Origin of the sequence: Acutalibacter sp. 1XD8-33 (assembly GCF_003612555.1) — a bacterium.
GTDB lineage: Bacteria > Bacillota > Clostridia > Oscillospirales > Acutalibacteraceae > Acutalibacter.
Window position 1 is genome coordinate 1 of record NZ_RAZF01000026.1, and the last position, 21,269, is coordinate 21,269.

Sequence of the window (21,269 nt, forward strand, 5' to 3'; positions counted from 1 at the left end):
AAAGAAAAACAGCGAAAAGCCCGTTCGCATTCACCATCATATCATCATGAACGGCGGACTTGATCGGGACGCGGTGGAAGAGTTGTGGCGCAAGCGAAAGCGCAAGGGGCAGAAAAAGGGCGACCGAATCGGCTATTGCAACGCCGACCGTCTGCAAGCAAGCGACGACGGCATTGCCGCCCTTTGCAATTACCTTGTCAAACAGGCTGGCGGGAAAAAGCGGTGGACATCTTCACACAATTTGGAGCGGCCCACAAGCCGAACGAACGACGGCAAGTACAATCGGCGGCAGATTGAGAAATGGGCGCGGGAGCGTCCGGGCCGGGAGTTTTGGGAAAAGAAATACCCCGGCTGGACCCTGACAGACAGCGATTACGGGGTTCAGTACGAATATAACGATTACACAGGCTGGTCAATCTATCTGAAATTGCGAAAGAAAGAATAGAAAGGGGTGGTTATCATGGGAAAGCCTTACAGGGAATGCCCCCATTGCGGGGCGCATTTGGACGCGGGCGAACGGTGCGATTGCGGGGAACCTGAACAACAGGAACAGACCGCGGCGGAAGATCAACCGCGAATGCGGCTGATTGCCGTTTGTCGGGAAGTGGACAAGGACACGGGCAGAATCGCCGTTTACCCGCTCGACAAGGAAATTGACGGAATGACGGTAACGGCCTTGAAGATTCGGGCGACGATGAACCCGGAATTGCGGTATTTCACCCTTGTTTCTACCCGATGGGAACGGTTCGGGGCCGCGATCACGTCCATTTTGAAACGCCGGACGGTCACAGCCGCAGACGTGGACAGAATCGGCGGAATTGTAGAGTTGTGAGGGGGTGAAAACGTGCGCGTCGGATTGCATGACGCAGAACAGGAATATTTGAAGCACAAGACTTTCCCGAACTATGCCTTGATGAAGATTTCAGCATATCACAAGGCCCGCGGCGATTCAGTCGAATGGTGGTCCCCTGTTCTGACAAATACCTTTGACTTGATCTATTCAAGCAAAGTCTTTGACTTCACGCCGGAAAACCTGTACTTGCCGCCGTCTGCAATCCGCGGCGGGACAGGCTACCCGGATATTCCGATCAATCAGACCTTGCCGCCGGAAATAGACACGGCCTTTCCTGATTATAGCATATACCCCGAATGCGATTACGCTATTGGGTACATAACCCGCGGTTGCCCGAACCGTTGCCCGTGGTGCGTCGTTCCGGCGAAAGAGGGCGGCATAAAGCCTTACAGGACATGGGAACAGCTTGTGCGCCCTGACACGAACAAGCTTGTTCTAATGGACAACAATATTCTTGCTTGTGAATATGGGATTGCACAGCTTGAAAGCCTGATCGGGTCCGGCTATGCGATAGACCTAAATCAAGGCATGGACGCGCGGCTGGTAGATGAACGCATAGCGGGCATTCTTGCCCGGTTGAAGTGGATTCGCTTTATTCGGTTTTCGTGCGATCAGATACCGCAGATTGAAGCAATAGAGCGGGCCGCGGAACTGCTGGCACAGCATGGGAAGAAGCCGTATAACCTGTTTGTTTATCTGCTTGTGACAAAGGACATCGAAAACGCCGCATACCGCGTCGAGCGGCTAAAGCGGTTAAAGGGTATCAACCTTTACGCACAGGCGGAGCGGAACGACCGAAAAGGCATTGTTCCGAACGCATTACAAAAAGAGTTCTCCCAGCGGTTTGTATATGGGCGGTGCTACCTGAAAGAAAGCTGGGCCGAATACCTGACCCGGCATAAAGAAAAGAGGTTGCAACAATGCCTATAATTTGTGTTCCGCGCAGAGAGTACAAAGGGCCTGAATACTGGAAACGCCGAAAGGAGATTGCGGCAATGACGAATAAGAAACGCTTCAAGGAAATTTTCACGTCGCAGATTGACCGCCCCAGCGCGGCTGATCTGATAGCATGGCTTGAAAGCACAGACTTTTTCACAGCCCCGGCAAGCACAAAATATCACGGCGCATTCCCCGGCGGGCTTGTCGGTCACAGCCTGAACGTATATTACGAACTGATTACACGGCAGAACGTCGGAACCCCGGAAAGCCGGGCCGTTTGCGCCCTACTGCATGACATTTGCAAGGCGAACTATTACGAACCGCAGGACGGCGGCGGGTATCGGGTGAAAGACCGCTTCCCGTTCGGACACGGTGAAAAGTCGGTTTTCCTGATTTCGCGGTTTATGCGGCTGACCGATGAAGAAGCCCTTGCAATCCGCTGGCACATGGGAGCGTATGACGACGCGGTCCGCGGCGGAAGCCGGACACTTTCGGCGGCAATGGCGGTTTCCCCTCTTGTCTATGAACTTCACGCGGCGGACATGGGGGCGACACAGCAGGAACAGCGACAGGAAGCGGGGGCAGAAAGCGGCGGGGGCTTGATATGCGCCGTATGCGGAAAGCCCGTCGAGCGGGTCGAGCCGTGCGGGTACGAACGCTGGCACGGACAAGTTACTTGCGACGAATGTTGCGAAGAATGCTTTCGATCAGAGCCGTTCCCGTGCCGCGATCACGACGAACGAATGAAAGAGAAATCGGAGGGATAGCAAATGCAGATCGACAAGCGGCGTGCGGCCTTGCAGTATCAAAACAAGGTCAACAACGCGCAGGGGCATTTTTTCGAGGGGGCCATAAAAGCCGCGTGCGCCCTGTATTCGGAGCGGGAGCGGGCCGACGTGGACAAGACCCCCGAACCGTTCCGCGTCATGGAGAAAGGCCGCGACGGGATTTTCAAGGGGCGGTTCACAGCCCGCGCCCAGCCGGACTTTCAAGGAACCCTTGCGGGCGGGCAGTCAATCGTCTTTGAAGCGAAGTACACAACGACCGACCGCATGAAACGGGACGTTCTGACAAAGGAACAGCAGGACGCGCTGGAACGTCACGCCGCCCGCGGTGCGCTTGCCGCGGTATGCGCCGGAATCGGCGACAAGTTCTTTTTCGTGCCGTGGCAAATATGGCGGGACATGAAACAGCTTTACGGGCGAAAGTACGTGACAGCGGCAGACCTTGAGCCGTGGCGGGTGCGGTTCAATGGCGCGGTTCTCTTTCTTGACTATATCCACGAAAGGAGCGGGAACAATGCAAAAGCAGAAACAGCACAAGCGGAAATTAACGGTTTGTGTCACGCCGCAAACGGCGTTCAACCTTGAACGGCTTATGCAGATCAGCGGGCAGAAAACGCCGGGCCGGGTGGTTGACAAGCTGGTTCGGGAGAAAATGCTGGCGTTAAGGGGCCGCGGGGAGGAATAAGCCGTGTTTGACCTGAACCGCCTTTATAACTCTGATTGCATGGAAGCAATGAAAGAAATACCCGACAAATTCTTTCAGCTTGCTATATGTGACCCGCCTTATGGTATCGGGCATGACGGACAGCGCAAGCGGGTACATAACAACGTGAAGCACAACCGCAAGTTTCACGCCCGCAAGGGCTGGGACAGAGAAACGCCGCCGCCTGAATACTTCCGCGAACTGGAACGGGTTTCGGAAAATCAAATAATTTTCGGCGGGAATTACTTTGTCCCCATGCTGAACCGCGGGACAAAGGGCTGGGTGGTTTGGGACAAGGGCCAGCACGGGTTATCAATGAGCGATTGCGAACTTGCCTATTCGTCCTTTGACTGTCCGACACGGGTTGTTGTTATCAATCGGGCTGAACTGCAACGGGACGGGGACACCATACACCCGACACAAAAGCCCGTCCGCCTGTATGAATGGATATTGCGAAACTATGCCCGCCCCGGCGACAGAATCCTTGACACACACGCAGGGAGCGCGTCAAGCCTGATTGCGTGCTGGCGGCAGGGGTTCGAGTTCGTCGGCTTTGAGATTGACCGCGACTATTACAAGAAAGCGTCGGAGCGGTTAGCGGCTGAAATGGCGCAAATTCGCCTTTGGGACTATGACGCACAAACAAAGATCGAAACGGAGGAATCAACATGAGAGCGGGAGCAATTCTAATTGTCGTCTATTGGGCGATATTCACGGTGAAAAGGCACTTCACGCCGCGCCTGACAGCGGCTATAAAGGCGAACACGTATGACCTGAACAGGAATGACCCGGAAGCAAAGCGGGCCGCACAGCGCAAGCGTGGGCCGCTTACGGCGGCAAAATGGGCCTTGCGTGCAACGGGGTGGTTTGAAAATATCGTGATTGCCCTTGTTATGGCATGGCTTGTGTTCATCGTCGGCGCGGTGCTGACTGGAACCGTCGTCGTATTTGGGAAACCGCTGTAAAGGAGGTGGCGGCGGTGAAATATCAGGAATGCGCGAAATGCGGAAAGAAGATTGCAGAGGGTGAAACCGTCTGCCCGTGTTGTCTGAAAGAAACCGCGTCGGACGCGGCCCGTGAATTGTGGGATATTGCAAAGATTTTAGAAATCACAGCAGGAACCGACGCAAACATTCGGGAAGCGGCACAGGGTATCACAAGCATTGCTGAAAAGCTGGAAAGGGGGAAATAATCATGGAGTTTATCAGATTCATTCTTTCGGGATTCTGGACGTGGGCCGGTTTCCTGATTCTGCTTGTAGCGGTGGGAAACGCCGCCGCGGAGATCGTCAAGGGCATTTGCCCGCGCCGGAAAATCGACGCATACCGAATCGGGGAACGCTGGCACGTCCAGATCGAGGGCGCACGCCGCGGCGACGTTGCCGAAATGCTGAAAGCGGCGGGAGCGGCAGACGACACGGGGGTGGGCGTATGAATGCCGCGCTTTTCAGCAGTAAGAAGATGGACTATTGCACGCCGCAAGCCTTTTTCGACGCGCTGAACCGGGAATTTCATTTCACCCTTGACGCGGCGGCAACGGCAAAAAGCGCGAAATGCCCCACATACTACACGCCCGAAACCGACGGGCTGAAAAGCCCGTGGAAAGTTGCGGGGGGGTGCTGTATTCTGCAACCCTCCATACGGGCGCGAAGTTGGCAAGTGGGTTCGCAAAGCCTATGAGGAAGCGCAGGGCGGCGCGACCGTCGTTTTGCTGATTCCGGCCCGGACGGACACAACATACTTTCACGACTACATATACGGGAAAGCTGAAATCAGGTTCATTCGCGGGCGGTTGCGCTTCACCGATGAAGAGGGCAACGCATACGCCCCCGCCCCGTTCCCGTCAATGGTGGTTGTCTACAATGGAGAAAAGGAGGTTCAGACGTGAAAGCCTACACGGTATATCAGCCCTACGCATACGCGACCGTTGCGGGGCTGAAACATTACGAAACCCGCCCGCGGCGGACAAGCATTCGGGGCCGCGTCGCGGTTCATGCCGGGAAAGCAGAATTGAAGCGTGCAACAATGGGGATTTCAGATAATGACTTTTGGGGCCTTATGCAAGCTGTCGGCAAGAAAACGGTATTGCCGCTGGGTGCAGTTGTCGGTACGGTTGAAATTGTCGATTGCGTCCCCGTGGAAGAGATCATGCACAAGCTGACCGAGCGGGAGCGGGTGCTGGGCGACTATTCGCCGGGGCGGTTCGCATGGGTGCTTCAAAACCCCGTTATGTTCGACAAGCCTATTCCGGCCCGCGGCAAGCAAGGCTGGTGGAATTGGGAGGGGGACGCGGAATGAAACTGAAAAAGGTTGTCGCCCTATGCAATAAAGCAAAGGGGTTCCGCCTGTTTGACAAGCTGGACAGCACGGGGGAAATCACGCAATGGCTGGGCGACGGATACGCGATATACCCTTTGATCGGGCTTCCCATACTGGACGAAGAAACCCTTTGCGCCGTGTTCGACATATCGGAGAAACAGCGGGAAAACATCGTTGTTCGGCGATCTGAAATGCCGGAAGCGGTCAACGTGGACGACACAGACCCGGCGGAGCGGGTTTTGCGCGACGACGACTTTTCGATCATCTACGGCGGCGCGGAACTGCAACCGCTAAAGACCCGAAACGGAATCACGTTCATTCAGAGGAAATACCTTGCCCCGTTGGAGGACGTGCTGGACATGGTACAACTATACGAGCGGGTCACGCCGGACGGTCAAAGCTATATTGCGGCAAAAGCGGGCCTTTTGCTTGCGGCGGTTATCTTCCCTTACAAAGTCGTGAATGAAAAGTTCGTAACGCGCCTTGAAGAAATGGCGCGGGAATGCCGCAAGGTGCTTGACGCGCCGCCGCCCGTCCGCCCATTGGAGCGGGACGACACGCAAGGGAACCTATTTGAAGCATAACAAGGACGGTGAAAATAAATGACTTATCAACCGAAAGTTGTTCGTTGCCGCTTGAAAATGGGCGGCAAGAGCATTGAAGAAATCCGGGCGCGATATACCGGGCAGGGCATGACATACCGGGATTTTGAGGACATACAACGGGCGAATGAACAGTTCGACGGGCTGGTGGTTCTGCTTTCCCTTTGGGATTGGGACAACTACGAAAGCTATCATTTGCATAATTGGGAGCCGACGGACGACGAACGCATGATGAAAGCAATCTACTATTCCGAACAGGTTCACCCGTACACCATTTACAAGAACGATTTTGAAAGGTTCCGGCTGGACTGGAAAGCGGGCAACTATGAGCCGCCCGGCGTGCTGAACTTTGACCCGGCGGACGTGGAGGAAATCGAAGTCATTTGCGAAGAGGTAAAGCGGCAGGAAGCCCCGCCGCCCTCTTCCCCGCCGCGGCACAGCAGGGGAAAGAAAAAGAGGAAAGGCAGGAAAAAGAAATGATTCAAGCGCAGTTTAACGCGTTTTGCCCCTTTGAGATCGGCGACAAACTCAAAGACACAACGGGGACGGTTCACACGATCACGGACATTGCTTGCGTTCACTACGTCCGCACGGGAAAGGTTGAATTTCGCTTTGAACTGGACCGTTCCGGGCAGTATGCCCCGATTGAGATTCAGGACGCGCCGCCGGAAGTGCGGGTGCATTTGATTCAGCGATAGACCCGCCGCCCGGCGGGGCAAAATCAGAACAGGAGGTTTGCACGGTGAAAATCATTTCAATTATCAACCTGAAAGGCGGCGTTGCAAAGACGCTGACCGCTGACAACATGGCGCACGTTCTGGCAGTCTACCACAAAAAGCGGGTTCTGCTTATCGACAATGACAAGCAGGGCAACACGTCAAAAATGTTCGGGGTTCATTCCTACGACGACAAGAGCATTTCGGACGTACTGACCGCGCGGCGGCTGGACATTCACGAAGCCATAAAGAAAACGCGGTTCGAGGGAATCGACGTATTGCCCGCTAATATGACGCTGATTCGCGCGAACCTTGAAGTCATGATGGACAGTACCCGCCCGCAACAAACGCGCTTGCGGGCCGCGCTGGACCCCATAGCGGGCGAATATGACTATTGCTTGATAGACAACGCCCCCGACATCAACATTTCGACCATCAACGCCCTTGTCGCGTCAGACGACGTGATTATTCCGATCAAAATTGACAAATACGCCTTTGACGGTTTGGCGGAACTAAAAGAGCAGATCGAGGACACGCGGGACGACCTGAACCCGCGCTTGCGGCTGGCGGGTTGCCTGATTACCTGTTTCCAGCGGACAGACGCGGACAAGCAGGGGGAAGAGTGGTTGCAAAGCCAGCCCGAATACCCGGTTTTCGACACGCACATTCGATATTCGGAGAAAGTGACGGAAAGCACCTTTGCAGAATCCCCCATTGCAGAATATAGCCGTCGGAGCGGGGCCGCAATGGACTATATAGCGTTTGTGCGGGAGTATTTAGAGCGCGGGAAGAAATAGCTTGTCCGATTCGGACAGAAAGGGGCGTACATCATGGCAAAATTTAACCTGAATCAGATTTTGAGTGAAGCGTCAAAGGCGGCGGCAAGCGGCGGGGAGCCTATCCCCCGCCCCGCTGAAAGCCGGATTGAAAGAATCAGCGTCTTTGACCTTGTGCCGTCGGAAGAAAACTTCTATTCAATGCGGGAGATCGACGAACTGAAAGCGGCAATCGAAATCGCCGGAAAAGTTCTGCAAAACCTTGTCGTCGTGCCGATGGACGGCGGGAAATATAAGGTCATAGCGGGACACAGGCGGCGGCTTGCGTCGATTGCCCTTGTAGAAGAGGGAAAGCCGCAATTCGAGTTTGTACCGTGCGACATTGAGCCGAACGAGGAAGCGGCGGAAGATCAGGAAGTGCGCGACGGCCTTATGCTGATTGTCACAAATTCACAGCGGGAGAAAACCGCATGGGACAAGATCGAAGAAGTGCGGTTCTTGCGGGAAGTGCTGGAGAAAGCACGCACAAAGCCCCGTTTCGTCGCCGTCCTGCAAAACATCGTTGCAACGGCGTTCGGCGGTGCAGAGGTTCAAGCAGACGGGACGCGGGACTTTATCGCAAAAGTGCTTCATACCAGCACAACACAGATCGGGAGGTATGACGCGATTATTCGGAACCTTTGCCCCGCATTCAAAGCGGAGTTGCAAGAGGACCGCATAAACATTTCGACGGCCTATGAACTTTCCGGCCTGAATCCGGCAGATCAGCAAGCGGCGTTTGAAGATTACAGGGCAAGCGGAGAAATCTCGATCAGAACCGCACGAGAGCGGAAGCAGGACACGCCGCCCGCGGTGGAAGTCAAGGAATCGCCCGCGCCCCCGATTGAATATCAGAAAGAGCCGCCAGCGTCCCCCGTAAGTGCGCCACAGCCCGCCGCACAGACCACGGAAACAAAGCGGCGGGAAGAAATGCCGCCAACAGTGGAAACGCCCGCAGAGGGCCGCACAGAGCCGCAGGAACAGCCGGAAACCGTCGAGCGGGATAAATCGCACGCCCCCTCTTCCCCGCCGCCTATAAGCGCGGAGCGGGCAGACAATCAAGGAATGAGCGTTGACCGCGCCGCCCTGCAATTAAAGAATCTGCTGGAATACTGCATGGGGAAAGGGGAATCTTTCGACCATTCGCGGGACTGGACGGCAGACGTTCACGCCCTTTATATAGCCCTTGAAGCTATGGAGGGCCGTGCCGATGAATAGCGAAAGGGAAATTCAAGGATATTTTGCCCGAATGACGCTGACGGACGATGAAGCACAGGCATTATATAACCTTGCGCGGGCATGGGCGGAAAGGGTTGCTTGCACCATAGAGGAAATCGCGGAAGAAATCGCATATATAATGCAGAAATCGGCGGAAACGCTGGTTGACCTTGCGGGGAAAATCCTTGAAGAGTTGGAAAAGGCGATTTCAGACATAGAAACGGAACCCCGCGCACGCCGCCGCAAAGCGGAGCGGGACAGGGCGCGACGCATTGAACAGAGATACCGGGCGGAAATCAGGCGGTGCGAACGGGAAAGGCCCTATCGCCGGATATACAAGCCGCCCTAAAAGCAGACACAGGAGGAAAAACAGACGATGAAGCGGGAAAAGGTTATTTCGGTTTTGCGGTTTTACCGTGACATTGAAAAATCAATCAAACTGAACGAGCGGGTTATAAAGAACCTTGAAGATCAGTATTACACGACGCTGGGCGCGGTAAATATGGACGGAATGCCCCACGGAAGCGGCGGGGGTGAAAGCCCCGTCGAGCGGGCCGCGCTGAACATTCCCCGTTCGGTCACAAACACGATTGAAAGCTTGAATCGTGAAAACAGCAGACTTGAAAAGATCGGGGCGGAAATCCTTTCGGAATTAAACCGACTGACATACCATGAAAGGGCGGTTGTTTTGGGGTTCTACATAGACGGCCTACAATGGGAACAGATTTCGGCACGGGTCAATTATAGCCCCCGTCAATGCCGGAATATTCGGAACAACGCTTTGAATCAGCTTGCAAGGCTTTTTTCACAGAACAAGGCGGTTTCGCGATTCAATTTCCCGCAAAAATAAGATTGCCACCCATTGCCTGATTTATCTGCTATAATTGGTATCGTGAAAAGTGAACACAACGAAACGGGCGGCGGAATCCTCCACGCCGCCCGCATGATGAAAAACGGACCATGTTTTGAACACGGCCCGTTTTTTATGCGCTTCCGCCGGGGTACGCAGGGCGGAAAATGAAAAACAAACGAAAGGGGGCGCGGGCGCATGGCACGCGAAAGAAGCCCGGCGCGGGACGAAGCCCGCCGGGTGTGGCTGGAATCCGGCGGGACCATGACCGCCCGACAGGTTGCGGAGAGCGTCGGCACGACCCCCGCACAGGTTCGCAAGTGGAAGAGCGCAGACGGGTGGCAAGCCGCGCTTGAAGCGCAGAAACCGCCCCGGAAACGCGGCGGACAACCGGGCAACAAGAACGCCGCGGGAGCGGGTGCGCCCGCAGGGAACAGGAATGCAGAAACACACGGCGCATATACCACGGTTCGCCTTGACGATCTCCAGCCGGAACAGCGGGCATATATTGAGAGCCTAACGCTGGACACAGAAACAAATATGCTGGAAGAGTTGCGACAGCTTTTAGCAAAGGAAATCGACCTGCAAAACAAGATTGCCACGCTTGAAGCGGCGGAGCCTGACAGCCTGTATATAGACCGCGTGGTGGAAATGAGAACGCCGAAAGGTCAAGAGCGGTTGAAGCAACAGCGGGAAAAGCTGGAAGCCCTGCAACGGGAAGAAGATTCCTTGCTTTGGGATATGGACGGCGGAGAGGGAGGAAAGCCGCCGACGCGCCAGCAGGAAAAGAAGCTGGAACGTCTGCAACGGGAGATTGCGGCCTTGCAGGACACCACAGGCGACAGGGCGCGGGAACTGGAAGAGAGCGCATATAACGTCACTATGCAGACGGTTATAAAAGCCAGCACGTTTGAACGAACGATGAAGCTTGAAGCAGAGTTGAACAAGATACACGGGCGCGTTATCAAACTGCTTGATTCAATCAAGGGATATGAACTGGAATGCCGCCGGGTGCGGCTTGAAGAACGCAAGTACAATCTTGCAAAGCAAAAATTATCCGGCGCATTCGAGATAAACCCGGAAACAGGCGAGATCGACGACGAAAGCGACGATCTTTCGGGCGATTTAGACGTGTGACTGCGGCCCGGCGATAGGTTCTTTCGGCGGCTGACAAAGCTTGCGGGTTCGGCGACCCCAGCGCAGGGGCAGGGACAAAAAATTTTTGAACGCTTCCGCGGTTCGGCGGGCGTTTTTAGGGGGAGGGGGGTCAAAAAAGAGGTTCGCGCAGATCGGGAGGGGTGAAAAAACTTGAAACTTTACGACGTGAAAGCGGTTGCCCGATTTATGGACGTGTCCGAACGGCGGGTGCGGCAGTTGCGCGACGAAAAAGTGATTGCAGAGGTTCGCCCCGGCCTGTACGACCTGATCGACACAAACCGCCGCTATATAAACTACCTACGAAAGCGGAACCCGGAAAGCGAAGAAGCGATAGACTACAACACCGAGCGGGCAAAACTGGTTCGGGCGAAGCGGAAAAACGAAGAATACGAATTGCAGTTGAAAGAAAACCGACTTCATGCGTCGGAGGACATAGAAGCCGTCATGAAAGATATGTTGGTGAACTTCAAAGCGCGGCTTATGGCTATCCCCGCGAAGCTGGCCCCGGTTCTTTGCAGGAAAACGGACAGGGCGGAAATATTCAAACTGCTAAAAGAGCATATCGACGAAGCATTGCAGGAACTTTCAGACTTCAACGCCGCATTTGGAGAGGGGGCAAAGGACGATGAAGCAAGCGACGGTTGATTTGTTTTGCCGGATTTTCGCGGTTCTTGCCCCGCCGCCGGACATGACAATTTCGGAATGGGCGGACGAATACCGCCGTCTTTCGTCTGAATCGTCGGCAGAGCCGGGCCGCTGGCGCACGTCAAAGGCCCCGTATCAGAAAGAAATCATGGACGCGATATGCGACGTAAGCATTCAAAAAGTTGTCGTCATGAGCGCGGCGCAGATCGGAAAGACGGACGGGTTCATTCTAAACCCGATAGGCTATTTCATGCACTACGACCCGTCGCCGATCATGGTATTGCAACCCACTATACAGATGGGCGAATCATTCAGCAAAGACCGTCTTTCCCCCATGTTGCGCGACACCCCCGTTTTGCGGGACAAGGTAAACGACAAGGCAAGAAACAGCGGAAACACGATCTTGCAAAAGATTTTCCCCGGCGGTCATGTAACGATCGTCGGGGCAAATTCCCCGTCGTCCCTTGCTTCCCGTCCAATTCGGATATTGCTTGCCGACGAAATCGACAGATACCCGGCGACGGCGGGCAATGAGGGCGACCCCCTTTTGCTTGCGGGGAAGCGGCTTACAACATTCTGGAACAAAAAAGAAGTTGACGTGTCAACGCCGACGATCAAGGGGCTTTCCAGAATTGAAGTTGAGTACGAACACAGCACGCAAGAGGAATGGAACGTGCCTTGCCCGGCGTGCGGTGCGCTGACCCCTCTTGAATGGGCGAACATCGTATTCGACGCGAACAACCTTGAAGAAATTTCGTGCGCGTGTCCAGAATGCGGCGTTGTGTCAAGTGAAACAGAGTGGAAAGAGCATTTCGGCGGCGGAAAGTTCGTCGCACGGTTCCCCGAACGGAAAGTGCGGGGCTTTCACCTGAACGCCCTTGCTTCAATGTTTGTCGAGTGGCGGGAGATCGTACAGAAATTCATTACCGCAAACGACGAAAAGAAGAAAGGGAATATTGAACTTCTCAAAGTCTGGACTAATACCGAAATGGGGCAGACATGGGAAGAAGAGGGCGAACAGATCGAAACCGACGATCTTTACAAGCGGCGGGAAAAATATAATTGCGAAGTGCCGGAAGAAGTGCTGGTGCTGACCGCGGGCGTTGACGTGCAGGACGACCGTTTCGAGGTTGAAGTTGTCGGCTGGGGCGTTGACAAGGAAAGCTGGGGCATTCGGTATCAAGCGATATACGGCGACTTGAAATTAAAGCCTGTTTGGAATGAACTTGACGCTTTTCTTTCACAGACGTTCACGACGGCGGACGGGCGGCGGCTGAAAATAATTTGTACTTGCGTGGATTCCGGCGGTCACTTTACGAATCAGGTTTACCGTTTCTGCAAAGAGCGGACGGCCCGCCGTGTCTTTGCTATCAAAGGCAAAGGCGGCGCAGACGTGCCGTATTTCAATAGGCCGTCAACCGCAAACAGTGTAAAAACGCCCCTGTTCACAATTGGAGTTGACACGGGCAAGGCGATTTTATATCAGCGGCTGGCGGTGCAGGAAGAGGGGCCGAACTACTGCCATTTTCCAAAAGACAAAGACCGGGGATATACGCAAGAATATTTTCGGGGGCTGACCGCTGAAAAAATGGTTATGACCTACAAAAAAGGTAAAGCACAATACGTCTGGACCCTGAAAGACGGCGGGTACAAGCGAAATGAACCGCTGGACATTCGGAATTATGCGACCGTCGCGCTTGAAATTGCGAACCCGGTTTTGAAAAAGCCTGACCCGTCCGCGCCAGCGGCAACGCCGAAAAAGCGCGGCAGACGGTCAAGAACGAACGGAGGTATTCTATAAATGGCACAGGGAAAAACACGGCTTGAAATCGCGCGAAAACACCTTGACGCATGGTTAAACGCCGAATTGGAGGTTACGACCCACCAAAGTTACACGATAGGTTCGCGGAGCCTGACAAAAGCGAATCTTTCGGAGATCAGGAAAGAAATTGAATACTGGACGAACGAAGTTGCCCGGCTGGAGAACATCGAAAAGCGCGGCGGCAGGAACCGCATATACAGGGCAGTTCCGCGGGACCTATAAGAAAGGACGGTGAAACGCCTTGAACATCTTTGACAGAGCGGTTGCCGCCGTATTTCCGCAAACGGCGGTGAAACGTGCCGCGGCCCGCCGGAAGCTGGAAATTCTGGACAGCGGGTATAGCAATTACGGCGCGTCGCATACCAAAAAAGGCATGATCGGCTGGACATACGGCGGCGGTTCAGCAAAAGAGGACATTCAAGAAAACCTTTCGACCCTCCGCCAGCGTTGCCGCGATCTTTACATGGGGGTTCCCCTTGCAACGGGCGCGTTGAAAACGTGTAGAACAAACGTCGTCGGTTCCGGCCTGAAACTGAAAAGTCAAGTTGATTATGAGGTTTTGGGAATGACAGAGGAAGCCGCGCGGGAACTTGAAAGCAAGATCGAACGGGAATTTGCTTTGTGGGCTGATTCCCCGGCGTGCGATTTGGAGCGGCTGGACAATTTCTATGAATTACAACAGCTTGCTTTCCTGAATTGGCTTATGAGCGGCGACGTTATAGCGACGCTTCCCATTACAACGCGGGTAAATATGCCCTATGACCTTAGAATCTGCCTGATTGAAGCGGACAGGTTAAGCAATCCAAACGGGACACTTGACCCGCACATTGTCGGCGGCGTTGAAACAAACGACGCGGGGGAAGTCGTCGCATACCATATCAGCAAACACCATCCCTTGTCATACGATATGACCGAAAGGGGCTGGACGCGGGTTGAAGCATGGGGCGAAAAGACGGGGCGGCGGAACGTGATTCACATAATGAACCGGGAACGGATAGGACAGCGACGCGGCGTGCCGTTCCTTGCCCCGGTCATTGAAGCGTTAAAACAGTTAGGCCGCTATACAGAGGCGGAACTTGTCGCCGCCGTGGTTTCTGGCCTGTTTGCTATCTTCATCGAAAAGGAATCAGCGTCCAGCGACGGCGGTTTCGGCGAAGTCGTTTCGTCGGAAGATCAGGTGGACGCGGGGGACGAAAATTCGATTGAACTTGCCCCCGGCCTGATTATGGACTTGAACGAGGGCGAAAAGGCCCACGACGTAAACCCCGGCAGACCGAACACAGCCTTTGACGGGTTCGTGGTTGCCATTTGCCGACAGATCGGCGCGGCCCTTGAAATCCCTTACGAACTGCTGGTAAAGAATTTCAACGCGTCGTATAGCGCGTCGCGGGGTGCGCTTTTGGAAGCATGGAAAATGTTCAAAATGTATCGGACATGGCTTGCGAATGACTTTTGCCAGCCGATTTATGAAGAATGGTTCGCGGAAGCCGTCGCAAAGGGAAGAATCCCCGCGCCCGGCTTTTTTAGTGACCCGATCAGGCGAAAGGCTTTCACAGGTGCGGAATGGAACGGCCCCGCGCAGGGGCTTTTGAATCCTGTTCAGGAAGTCACAGCGGCAGAAAAGCGGGTGCAAAACGGCTTTTCTACCCGTGGACGTGAAGCAATGGAAATGAACGGGTCCGATTATGACCGCAACATTGCACAGTTAAAGCGCGAAGAAAGAGCATTAAGGGAGGTAAAACAAGATGGCGCAGGAACAGAAAAACCCGAAATCCCCGGCACAGGGCAAGGGGGGCAATAAGCGATTTTGGGATTTCCGGGCCGCGGCGGATGAAAACGCCGCCCCGGAATTGATTTTATACGGCGACATTGCTTCCGAAACATGGTGGGGCGACGAAGTAACGCCCCTGCAATTCACGGAGGAATTGAACGCGCTGGGGAACGTCCCTGAAATCGTCGTGCGAATCAACAGCGGCGGCGGGGACGTGTTCGCCGCAAATGCCATTTATACCCGGCTGAAAGACAATGCGGCGAAAATCACGGTCAAGATCGACGGCTGGGCCGCGTCCGCGGCGACAATCGTTGCAATGGCGGGCGACGTGATCGAGATTCCGGGAAACGGCGTGTTCATGGTGCATGACCCGGCAATCGGCCTTTTAGGTTACTTCAACGAAGCTGACCTTGCGAAAGCGTCGGAAGAATTGAAAGTGATAAAACAAAGCATTATAAACGGTTATGCCCTGAAAACGGGCAAGGCCGCGGAAGAAATCGCCGCGATTATGGCGGCGGAAACATGGTTTGACGGGAAACAGGCGGTTGACGCGGGCTTTTGTGATCGGCTTATGTTTGAGGAAGCCGACACGACCGTTGAAAACGCCGCAAAGGTCATTGTAAACAGCGTATCAATGAACCTTGAACAATTCCCGAATATGCCCGTTTCGTTGTTAAACCGCCTTGCGACCCACACGCCGGGCGGTTTTTCAAATACAAAATCTAAAACAGAACCGAAAAGGAGCGATCAGAACATGGACGGAATCAAGGACATAAAGACGGTTGCCGACCTGAAAGCGGCATTCCCTGAACTGACAAAGCAGATCGAGGAAGCGGCAACCGCGGCGGAGCGCACACGGATTCAGGACATTGAAGAAGTGGCGCTTCCCGGCTTTGAAGCTATTGTGAACGAAGCAAAGTTCACGAAGCCGACCGCGGCGGGCGACGTTGCGAAAAAGATTATCGCTGAACAGCGCAAGCAGGGCGGCAAGTACATTCAGGACCGCGCCGACGACGCGAAGAACAGCAACGCGGGCGACGTGGGAGCGGGCGCAGGAATTGAGGGAGCGGCGGACAAGGACGACGACAAAGAGGTTGACGCGGTTCTTGACAAGCTTTTCCCCGCGGCGAAATAAGGAGGAAAACACCATGTATGAAATCCAAAAGGACCAAACAAGCCCCGTGAATTTCTTTGCGGGCGACTTTCCCGTTGTAACGGAAGCCGGGGACGTGAAGAGCGGCGCAACCGTCCGCAAATATGCCCCCGTTATTAAGACCGCAGACGGAATCAGCGAAGCCACGGCAGACGGGCTGGCTGATTTGTACGGTATTGCGGCAGACGACAGCACCGACGGCGGCGTTGTGTGTTGTCTGACAGGCGAATTTTTCGCCGACGCGTTGCCGTTGCAAGACGGCGTAACCGTCGAAGCCCTGAAACCCGCTTTCCGCAAGCTGGGAATCTTTTTGAAGTGATAGGAGGAAAAGAAAATGGCTATCGAAACAAGCATTTATACTCCCCGCACAATGGGGAAAATTGTGGAGCGTATGCCCCCCGTGCATACGTTTTTCCGCGACACCTTTTTCAAGAACCGCCAGACGTTCGTGACAAAGAGCGTTGACGTGGATTTCAGGAAAGGAAACCGCGCCCTTGCCCCGTTCGTTCACCCGAAAATCGGCGGCAGGACGGTTCCGAACAATGGGTATCAGACAAAGAGCTATACCCCGCCCATGCTTGCCCCGAACAAGGTTACGACCGTTGACGATCTGCTGGAGAGGGCCGCGGGCGAAAACCCGTATAGCGGCAGAACCCCCGCGGAACGGGCCGTTGAAAAGCTGGCGCGTGATTTCCGCGAACTGGACGAAATGAACGTACGCCGGGAAGAGTGGATGGCGGCGACCGCCCTTTTCACGGGGCAGATTCCCATTATCGGCGAGGGGCTGAACGAAGTGATCGACTTTGATTTCAGCAATACCGAAACCGTCGTGACCGACGCGCTGAAATGGTCCGCCGACACGTCCGACCCGCTGGCCGACATTGAGCGGTGGCACGAAACCGTGCAGAAAAACGGTTTCATTAACTGCAACGTCTGCATTATGGCGAAAGACGTTGCAAACGCGTTCGTCAAACACCCGAAAGTCAAGGACGTTTTGGACGTGCGGGCGTATGATCTGGCAGTTATCAAGCCCCGCCAGCTTCCGAACGGCGTAACCTACATCGGGACCATTCACAAGCTGGGGCTGGATATTTACCAGTATAACGAATGGTTCCTTGACGACTGGACAGACCCCGCCGCGCCGCAGGACAAACCGCTGGTTCCCGACGGTGCGCTGGCCTTGCTTTCCACTGAAGCGGACTATTCCATTTACTACGGCGCAATTACCATGATTCCCGAAGAGGGCAAGGGCTTTGCGACTGTGGAGGGCGACAGAGTGCCGCAGACATGGGTGGAGCGTCGGCCTGACCGCCGTTTCCTGCAACTGAACAGCCGCCCGCTGACCGTGCCGCATGAGGTCAATAGCTGGTTCGTTGCAAAGGGCCTTGTATGAACTTCAAAGCGCAAGTCGAGCGGGATTTGACGGCGGTATTCCACAACAGCACCGAACACGCCGACGTGATCGAATTTTGGATTTCAGGGACCCGCTATAAAGGCCCTGTCATTATTGACGATGGCGGCGCACAGGACAGGAAAAAGCCGTCTACGGACCATGTAGACGGCTTGGTTCTTGTCGATCTTGTCATGTACGTTCCCCTTTCCCTGCTGAAACGAACCCCGAAAAAAGGTGAACCCGTGGAGATCGGCGACGACCTTTACACGATTACAAAGGTTCACCCGGAAGCTGGGGAAATTGTGCTTTACTTGGAGGGGTTGACGGAAGAATGATTGAGATTACAAACGAACAGATCGAGCGGGTCAATTTGCTTTTGGGCGATTTGCACGGTGCGCCGAACCGGGTTCTTTTCAATGTGATAAACCGTGCGCTGGGTACGGTGCGATCGCAATCGGGAAAAGAAATCCGGCAGACGTACAACATCAAGCAAGGGGACATTACCGCGAATCAAAACATGAAGATGAAGCGGGCGACCGCGGGCGACTTGGTGGGTTCAATCGAGTTTGCCGGGACGGTCATTCCGCTAAAACGATTCAAGGTTTCCCCGTCGGCCCCGGCGCAAAAGACGGTTTCCGTTTCGGTGCTGAAAGCAGAGGGCGGAAAGCGGCTGGAACACGCTTTCGTCGCTAATTTGGGAAAGTACGGTGTGGGCGTATTTGAACGAATGACGCGGCGGCGCGATTCCTCCGAACAGCTTTTCGGGCCGTCAACCGCGCACATGATGGCAAACGAAAACGTGCTTGACAAGGTGGAGGAAGCGGCACAAGACACCATCGACAAGCGCGTTGAGCATGAAATAACCCGCATTCTGAACGGGTACGGGAGGTAGTATGACACCTTTGGATTTACTGGACGCAATGAAAGCGTTCATCGAAAAGGAAACAAAAGACCTGATTTTGCCCGTTCGGGTAGACAGGAAGAGCGGAGAACACAAGGAACGCCCGCCGGAAGTCTATACAATGCGGTTGCCTGACAAGGGCGCGGAAACAAAGCGGATTCCCTATGTTCTTTTGCAGTACATCAAGAGCAACGACACGCAGGAGCCGGGGGAACACCCCGAAAGCCTTTGCATGGTGCGAATCGTTGCCGCGACGTATTCAGAGGACGCGGAAGAGGGCGCACGGTGCGTTCTAAATCTGCTGACCCGAATTAAAATTGCTTTCATGCGCGACGGTATGATTGCAGATCGGTATATTTTGCGCCCGCCCCTTGAAACGATTGTTTACCCGGACAGCACGCGCCCGTATTACTTGGGCGAAATGATGACTAATTGGAGTATGCCAATTATAGAAAGCGAGGTTCAAAGGATATGGCAATAGAGTTTAAGCCCAGCATGAAGAAAGACGAATTGCTGGAAATCGCCGTTTTGAACGGAATTGCCGCCGACGACAGCATGACAAGAGCGCAGATCATGGACGCGCTGAAAGCGGCGGGAGCGGCACAAACCGCAGAACAGCCCGAAAGCGGCCCGCAGAGTGGCGCAGAGGACGGCGGAACGTCCGGGCAGGGTAACGACACCCCCGGCGGAGAAAACGCCGTACAGAGCGGCACAGAGGGCCAGCAGGACGCGCCCGGCGGCGGAGCGGGAGAGAACGAAAACGGCGGCGACGGGGCGGGCGACGGAGAGGCCCCCACAGACGGCCCGCAGAGCGGCACAGAGGACAGCGACGGAGCCGGGGAGGATAACAACACCACCCAGCCGGAAAAGCCCTTAGAGGGCAAGCAGGAAGCCCCGCAGGGGTATAACCTGTTTGTTTACGCTGGGCCGTCGCTTCCCCGCGGACGGCTGAAAGAAAATACCGTGTTCCGCGGGACGTTCGAGGACGTGAAAAATTACCTTTCCGACGCGCTGGAAGATTACCCGCAGATCGAAAAACTGATTGTTCCGGCGGACAAGCTGGCGGCATTTTCCGTCAAGGTGAAAACCCCCGGAAATATCGCCCACAAGCATTACGGCGACATTGTTTCGGCAATGCGCGGAAATAAGGAGGTTTAATCATGCCTAACTATTATCACGGTGTATCGACAAGACAGGTTGACACGTCGCTTTCGACCCCTGTTACGGCTGATTGCGGCGTTGCTTTTGTGGTGGGAGCGGCCCCGGTTCATACCGTCGGCGGCCCCGTCAATGAGCCTGTCATGGTTCAGAATTACGCGGAAGCGGTTTCCGCTTTGGGGTATAGCGACGATTGGGAGAAATACCCGCTTTGCGAAATGATCTATTCGCAATTCAAGCTTTATAGCGTTTCCCCCGTCGTGTTCGTCAATATCCTTGACCCCGCAAAGCACAAAAAGGCGGTAGAGGAAAAGAACTATCCGATCAGCGACAGCAAGGTTCTTTTGCCCCTTGAAGCCCTGAAAGAAACCGTGCGCGTAAAGAACAACGGCGCGGCAGAGGGGCAAAGCCGGTATTACGCCGCTGGGACAGATTACGACCTGTTCTATGAGGGCGAAAGCCTGATTCTTGAAGTGCTGGAGGACGGAGCGATTCCCGCAAGCACGGGCGAACTGACAATTTCGTTTGACGCGGTGGACCCCGCCGCGATTACGGAAAATGAAATCATCGGCGGCTTTGACACGAACACGAAAAAGAGTTCGGGCCTTGAACTGTACGATTCCATTTTCCCGAAATATGGGATTGTCGCCGATTTGGTGCTTTGCCCCGGCTGGTCCCATAAATCCACGGTTGCGGCGGTCATGGTTGCAAAGGCCGCGTCGATCAACGGCGTGTTCGAGGGAAAAGCCCTGATTGACGTTGACACGGCGGAAGCGACCCATTATGCAGACGTTCCCGCGTGGAAGAAAGCACAGAACATCAACAACAAAGGGCAGATTCTTTGCTGGCCTATGGTGAAGCTGGGCGACAGGTTTTTTCATCTTTCCGTACAGATGGCGGGCCGCATGGGGCAGACCGATTCGGACAACGGCGGTTGTCCGGCGGAAAGCCCGTCGAATAAGCTTTTGCAGATCGACAGCGCGGTTCTTGCAGACGGAACGGAAATTCTGCTTGACTTGCAGAACGCAAACTACCTGAACAGCAACGGCATTGTTACCGCGTTGAACTTCATCGGCGGCTATGTGCTTTGGGGCAACGAAACCGCCTGTTATCCGGCTGACACCGACGTGAAGAACTATTTCACGTGCGTTTCCCGTATGTTCGGCTGGGTTGCAAATTCCCTGATTCTGACCTATTGGAGCAAGGTTGACAAGAAAATGACCCGTCGGCTGATCGACAGCATTGTTGATTCGGTCAATATTTGGCTGAACGGCCTTGTCAATGAAGAGAAGCTGCTGGGTGGGCGCGTCGAGTTCAGAGAGGACGAAAACAGCACGGTTGCGCTTATGGCGGGCAAGGCCGTTTTCCATATCTTCATGACCCCGCCCAGCCCTATGAAAGAATGCGAATTTGTGCTTGAATACGACGTGGACTATGTTTCCGCGGCGTTGACGGCGTAAGGAGGAAGC

31 protein-coding genes and 1 pseudogene are annotated in these 21,269 nt (G+C 54.6%); all 32 read left to right on the forward strand.

All coding sequences use genetic code 11. The features are described from left to right. Positions 1 to 445, forward strand: a pseudogene (locus D7X94_RS18535) (hypothetical protein); the annotation flags it as partial. 15 nt (positions 446 to 460) lie between these two features. Next, positions 461 to 832 carry a hypothetical protein gene (locus D7X94_RS13640; RefSeq protein ID WP_120428222.1) on the forward strand — a complete coding sequence of 124 codons (372 nt, stop codon included), beginning with the start codon at positions 461 to 463 and terminating at the stop codon, positions 830 to 832. 12 nt (positions 833 to 844) lie between these two features. Continuing rightward, complete coding sequence (locus D7X94_RS13645; RefSeq protein ID WP_120428223.1) at positions 845 to 1,783, forward strand: radical SAM protein; 939 nt, start codon at positions 845 to 847, stop codon at positions 1,781 to 1,783. A gap of 65 nt (positions 1,784 to 1,848) precedes the next feature. Further along, complete coding sequence (locus D7X94_RS13650; protein WP_330558224.1) at positions 1,849 to 2,559, forward strand: HD domain-containing protein; 711 nt, start codon at positions 1,849 to 1,851, stop codon at positions 2,557 to 2,559. A 3-nt stretch (positions 2,560 to 2,562) separates the two neighbouring features. After that, positions 2,563 to 3,162, forward strand: coding sequence for a Holliday junction resolvase RecU (locus D7X94_RS13655; protein ID WP_120428224.1), 600 nt, complete (start codon positions 2,563 to 2,565; stop codon positions 3,160 to 3,162). Positions 3,163 to 3,265: 103 nt separating this feature from the next. After that, positions 3,266 to 3,952, forward strand: coding sequence for a DNA-methyltransferase (locus D7X94_RS13660; protein WP_243111319.1), 687 nt, complete (start codon positions 3,266 to 3,268; stop codon positions 3,950 to 3,952). After that, positions 3,949 to 4,245 carry a hypothetical protein gene (locus tag D7X94_RS13665; RefSeq protein ID WP_120428225.1) on the forward strand — a complete coding sequence of 99 codons (297 nt, stop codon included), beginning with the start codon at positions 3,949 to 3,951 and terminating at the stop codon, positions 4,243 to 4,245. Before D7X94_RS13660 ends, D7X94_RS13665 begins: the two co-directional genes overlap by 4 nt. 14 nt (positions 4,246 to 4,259) lie before the next feature. After that, complete coding sequence (locus tag D7X94_RS13670; protein WP_120428226.1) at positions 4,260 to 4,472, forward strand: hypothetical protein; 213 nt, start codon at positions 4,260 to 4,262, stop codon at positions 4,470 to 4,472. Between the two features lie 2 nt (positions 4,473 to 4,474). After that, positions 4,475 to 4,714, forward strand: a complete 240-nt coding sequence (locus D7X94_RS13675) for a hypothetical protein (protein WP_120428227.1) — start codon at positions 4,475 to 4,477, stop codon at positions 4,712 to 4,714. Then, complete coding sequence (locus D7X94_RS19560) at positions 4,711 to 4,959, forward strand: DNA N-6-adenine-methyltransferase (protein WP_279221794.1); 249 nt, start codon at positions 4,711 to 4,713, stop codon at positions 4,957 to 4,959. Before D7X94_RS13675 ends, D7X94_RS19560 begins: the two co-directional genes overlap by 4 nt. Continuing rightward, complete coding sequence (locus D7X94_RS13680; protein ID WP_279221795.1) at positions 4,886 to 5,167, forward strand: DNA N-6-adenine-methyltransferase; 282 nt, start codon at positions 4,886 to 4,888, stop codon at positions 5,165 to 5,167. Before D7X94_RS19560 ends, D7X94_RS13680 begins: the two co-directional genes overlap by 74 nt. Continuing rightward, positions 5,164 to 5,577 (forward strand): ASCH domain-containing protein, encoded by a 414-nt coding sequence (locus tag D7X94_RS13685; RefSeq protein ID WP_120428228.1) that lies wholly within the window; start codon positions 5,164 to 5,166, stop codon positions 5,575 to 5,577. The genes D7X94_RS13680 and D7X94_RS13685 overlap by 4 nt, the downstream gene beginning before the upstream one ends. Then, entirely contained in the window at positions 5,574 to 6,182 is a 609-nt protein-coding gene (locus D7X94_RS13690) for a hypothetical protein (RefSeq protein ID WP_120428229.1), read from the forward strand. Before D7X94_RS13685 ends, D7X94_RS13690 begins: the two co-directional genes overlap by 4 nt. 18 nt (positions 6,183 to 6,200) lie before the next feature. Then, a complete protein-coding gene (locus D7X94_RS13695) occupies positions 6,201 to 6,680 on the forward strand; it encodes a hypothetical protein (RefSeq protein ID WP_147401739.1) in 480 nt (159 codons plus the stop codon). Next, positions 6,677 to 6,898, forward strand: coding sequence for a hypothetical protein (locus tag D7X94_RS13700; RefSeq protein WP_120428231.1), 222 nt, complete (start codon positions 6,677 to 6,679; stop codon positions 6,896 to 6,898). Before D7X94_RS13695 ends, D7X94_RS13700 begins: the two co-directional genes overlap by 4 nt. 44 nt (positions 6,899 to 6,942) lie before the next feature. Continuing rightward, the gene (locus D7X94_RS13705; protein WP_120428232.1) at positions 6,943 to 7,713 is read left to right on the forward strand and encodes a ParA family protein; all 771 of its coding nucleotides are present in this window, start codon (positions 6,943 to 6,945) and stop codon (positions 7,711 to 7,713) included. A gap of 180 nt (positions 7,714 to 7,893) precedes the next feature. Further along, entirely contained in the window at positions 7,894 to 8,949 is a 1,056-nt protein-coding gene (locus D7X94_RS13710; protein WP_243111320.1) for a ParB N-terminal domain-containing protein, read from the forward strand. Continuing rightward, positions 8,942 to 9,298, forward strand: coding sequence for a hypothetical protein (locus tag D7X94_RS13715; RefSeq protein ID WP_120428234.1), 357 nt, complete (start codon positions 8,942 to 8,944; stop codon positions 9,296 to 9,298). Before D7X94_RS13710 ends, D7X94_RS13715 begins: the two co-directional genes overlap by 8 nt. A gap of 27 nt (positions 9,299 to 9,325) precedes the next feature. Next, positions 9,326 to 9,799, forward strand: a complete 474-nt coding sequence (locus D7X94_RS13720) for a sigma-70 family RNA polymerase sigma factor (protein WP_120428235.1) — start codon at positions 9,326 to 9,328, stop codon at positions 9,797 to 9,799. Between the two features lie 198 nt (positions 9,800 to 9,997). After that, on the forward strand, positions 9,998 to 10,936 hold the full coding sequence (gene terS / locus D7X94_RS13725) for a phage terminase small subunit (RefSeq protein WP_120428236.1): 939 nt from the start codon (positions 9,998 to 10,000) through the stop codon (positions 10,934 to 10,936). Positions 10,937 to 11,107: 171 nt separating this feature from the next. Further along, a complete protein-coding gene (locus D7X94_RS13730; protein WP_120428237.1) occupies positions 11,108 to 11,602 on the forward strand; it encodes a hypothetical protein in 495 nt (164 codons plus the stop codon). Continuing rightward, positions 11,583 to 13,403 carry a phage terminase large subunit family protein gene (locus D7X94_RS13735; RefSeq protein ID WP_120428238.1) on the forward strand — a complete coding sequence of 607 codons (1,821 nt, stop codon included), beginning with the start codon at positions 11,583 to 11,585 and terminating at the stop codon, positions 13,401 to 13,403. Before D7X94_RS13730 ends, D7X94_RS13735 begins: the two co-directional genes overlap by 20 nt. Then, complete coding sequence (locus tag D7X94_RS13740) at positions 13,404 to 13,646, forward strand: DUF6148 family protein (RefSeq protein WP_120428239.1); 243 nt, start codon at positions 13,404 to 13,406, stop codon at positions 13,644 to 13,646. A gap of 19 nt (positions 13,647 to 13,665) precedes the next feature. Further along, on the forward strand, positions 13,666 to 15,225 hold the full coding sequence (locus tag D7X94_RS13745) for a phage portal protein (RefSeq protein WP_199715124.1): 1,560 nt from the start codon (positions 13,666 to 13,668) through the stop codon (positions 15,223 to 15,225). Then, complete coding sequence (locus tag D7X94_RS13750) at positions 15,170 to 16,330, forward strand: head maturation protease, ClpP-related (RefSeq protein WP_120428240.1); 1,161 nt, start codon at positions 15,170 to 15,172, stop codon at positions 16,328 to 16,330. Before D7X94_RS13745 ends, D7X94_RS13750 begins: the two co-directional genes overlap by 56 nt. Before the next feature lie 13 nt (positions 16,331 to 16,343). Then, entirely contained in the window at positions 16,344 to 16,667 is a 324-nt protein-coding gene (locus D7X94_RS13755) for a hypothetical protein (protein ID WP_120428241.1), read from the forward strand. Positions 16,668 to 16,682: 15 nt separating this feature from the next. Then, on the forward strand, positions 16,683 to 17,741 hold the full coding sequence (locus D7X94_RS13760; protein ID WP_120428242.1) for a major capsid protein: 1,059 nt from the start codon (positions 16,683 to 16,685) through the stop codon (positions 17,739 to 17,741). After that, positions 17,738 to 18,076 (forward strand): hypothetical protein, encoded by a 339-nt coding sequence (locus D7X94_RS13765; RefSeq protein ID WP_120428243.1) that lies wholly within the window; start codon positions 17,738 to 17,740, stop codon positions 18,074 to 18,076. Before D7X94_RS13760 ends, D7X94_RS13765 begins: the two co-directional genes overlap by 4 nt. Further along, entirely contained in the window at positions 18,073 to 18,633 is a 561-nt protein-coding gene (locus D7X94_RS13770) for a hypothetical protein (protein WP_120428244.1), read from the forward strand. The genes D7X94_RS13765 and D7X94_RS13770 overlap by 4 nt, the downstream gene beginning before the upstream one ends. A 10-nt stretch (positions 18,634 to 18,643) precedes the next feature. Beyond that, positions 18,644 to 19,123, forward strand: a complete 480-nt coding sequence (locus tag D7X94_RS13775) for a hypothetical protein (RefSeq protein ID WP_442857915.1) — start codon at positions 18,644 to 18,646, stop codon at positions 19,121 to 19,123. Next, a complete protein-coding gene (locus D7X94_RS13780) occupies positions 19,114 to 19,800 on the forward strand; it encodes a hypothetical protein (protein ID WP_120428246.1) in 687 nt (228 codons plus the stop codon). Before D7X94_RS13775 ends, D7X94_RS13780 begins: the two co-directional genes overlap by 10 nt. A 2-nt stretch (positions 19,801 to 19,802) precedes the next feature. Further along, the gene (locus D7X94_RS13785; RefSeq protein ID WP_120428247.1) at positions 19,803 to 21,260 is read left to right on the forward strand and encodes a phage tail sheath family protein; all 1,458 of its coding nucleotides are present in this window, start codon (positions 19,803 to 19,805) and stop codon (positions 21,258 to 21,260) included. Positions 21,261 to 21,269: the final 9 nt, after the last annotated feature.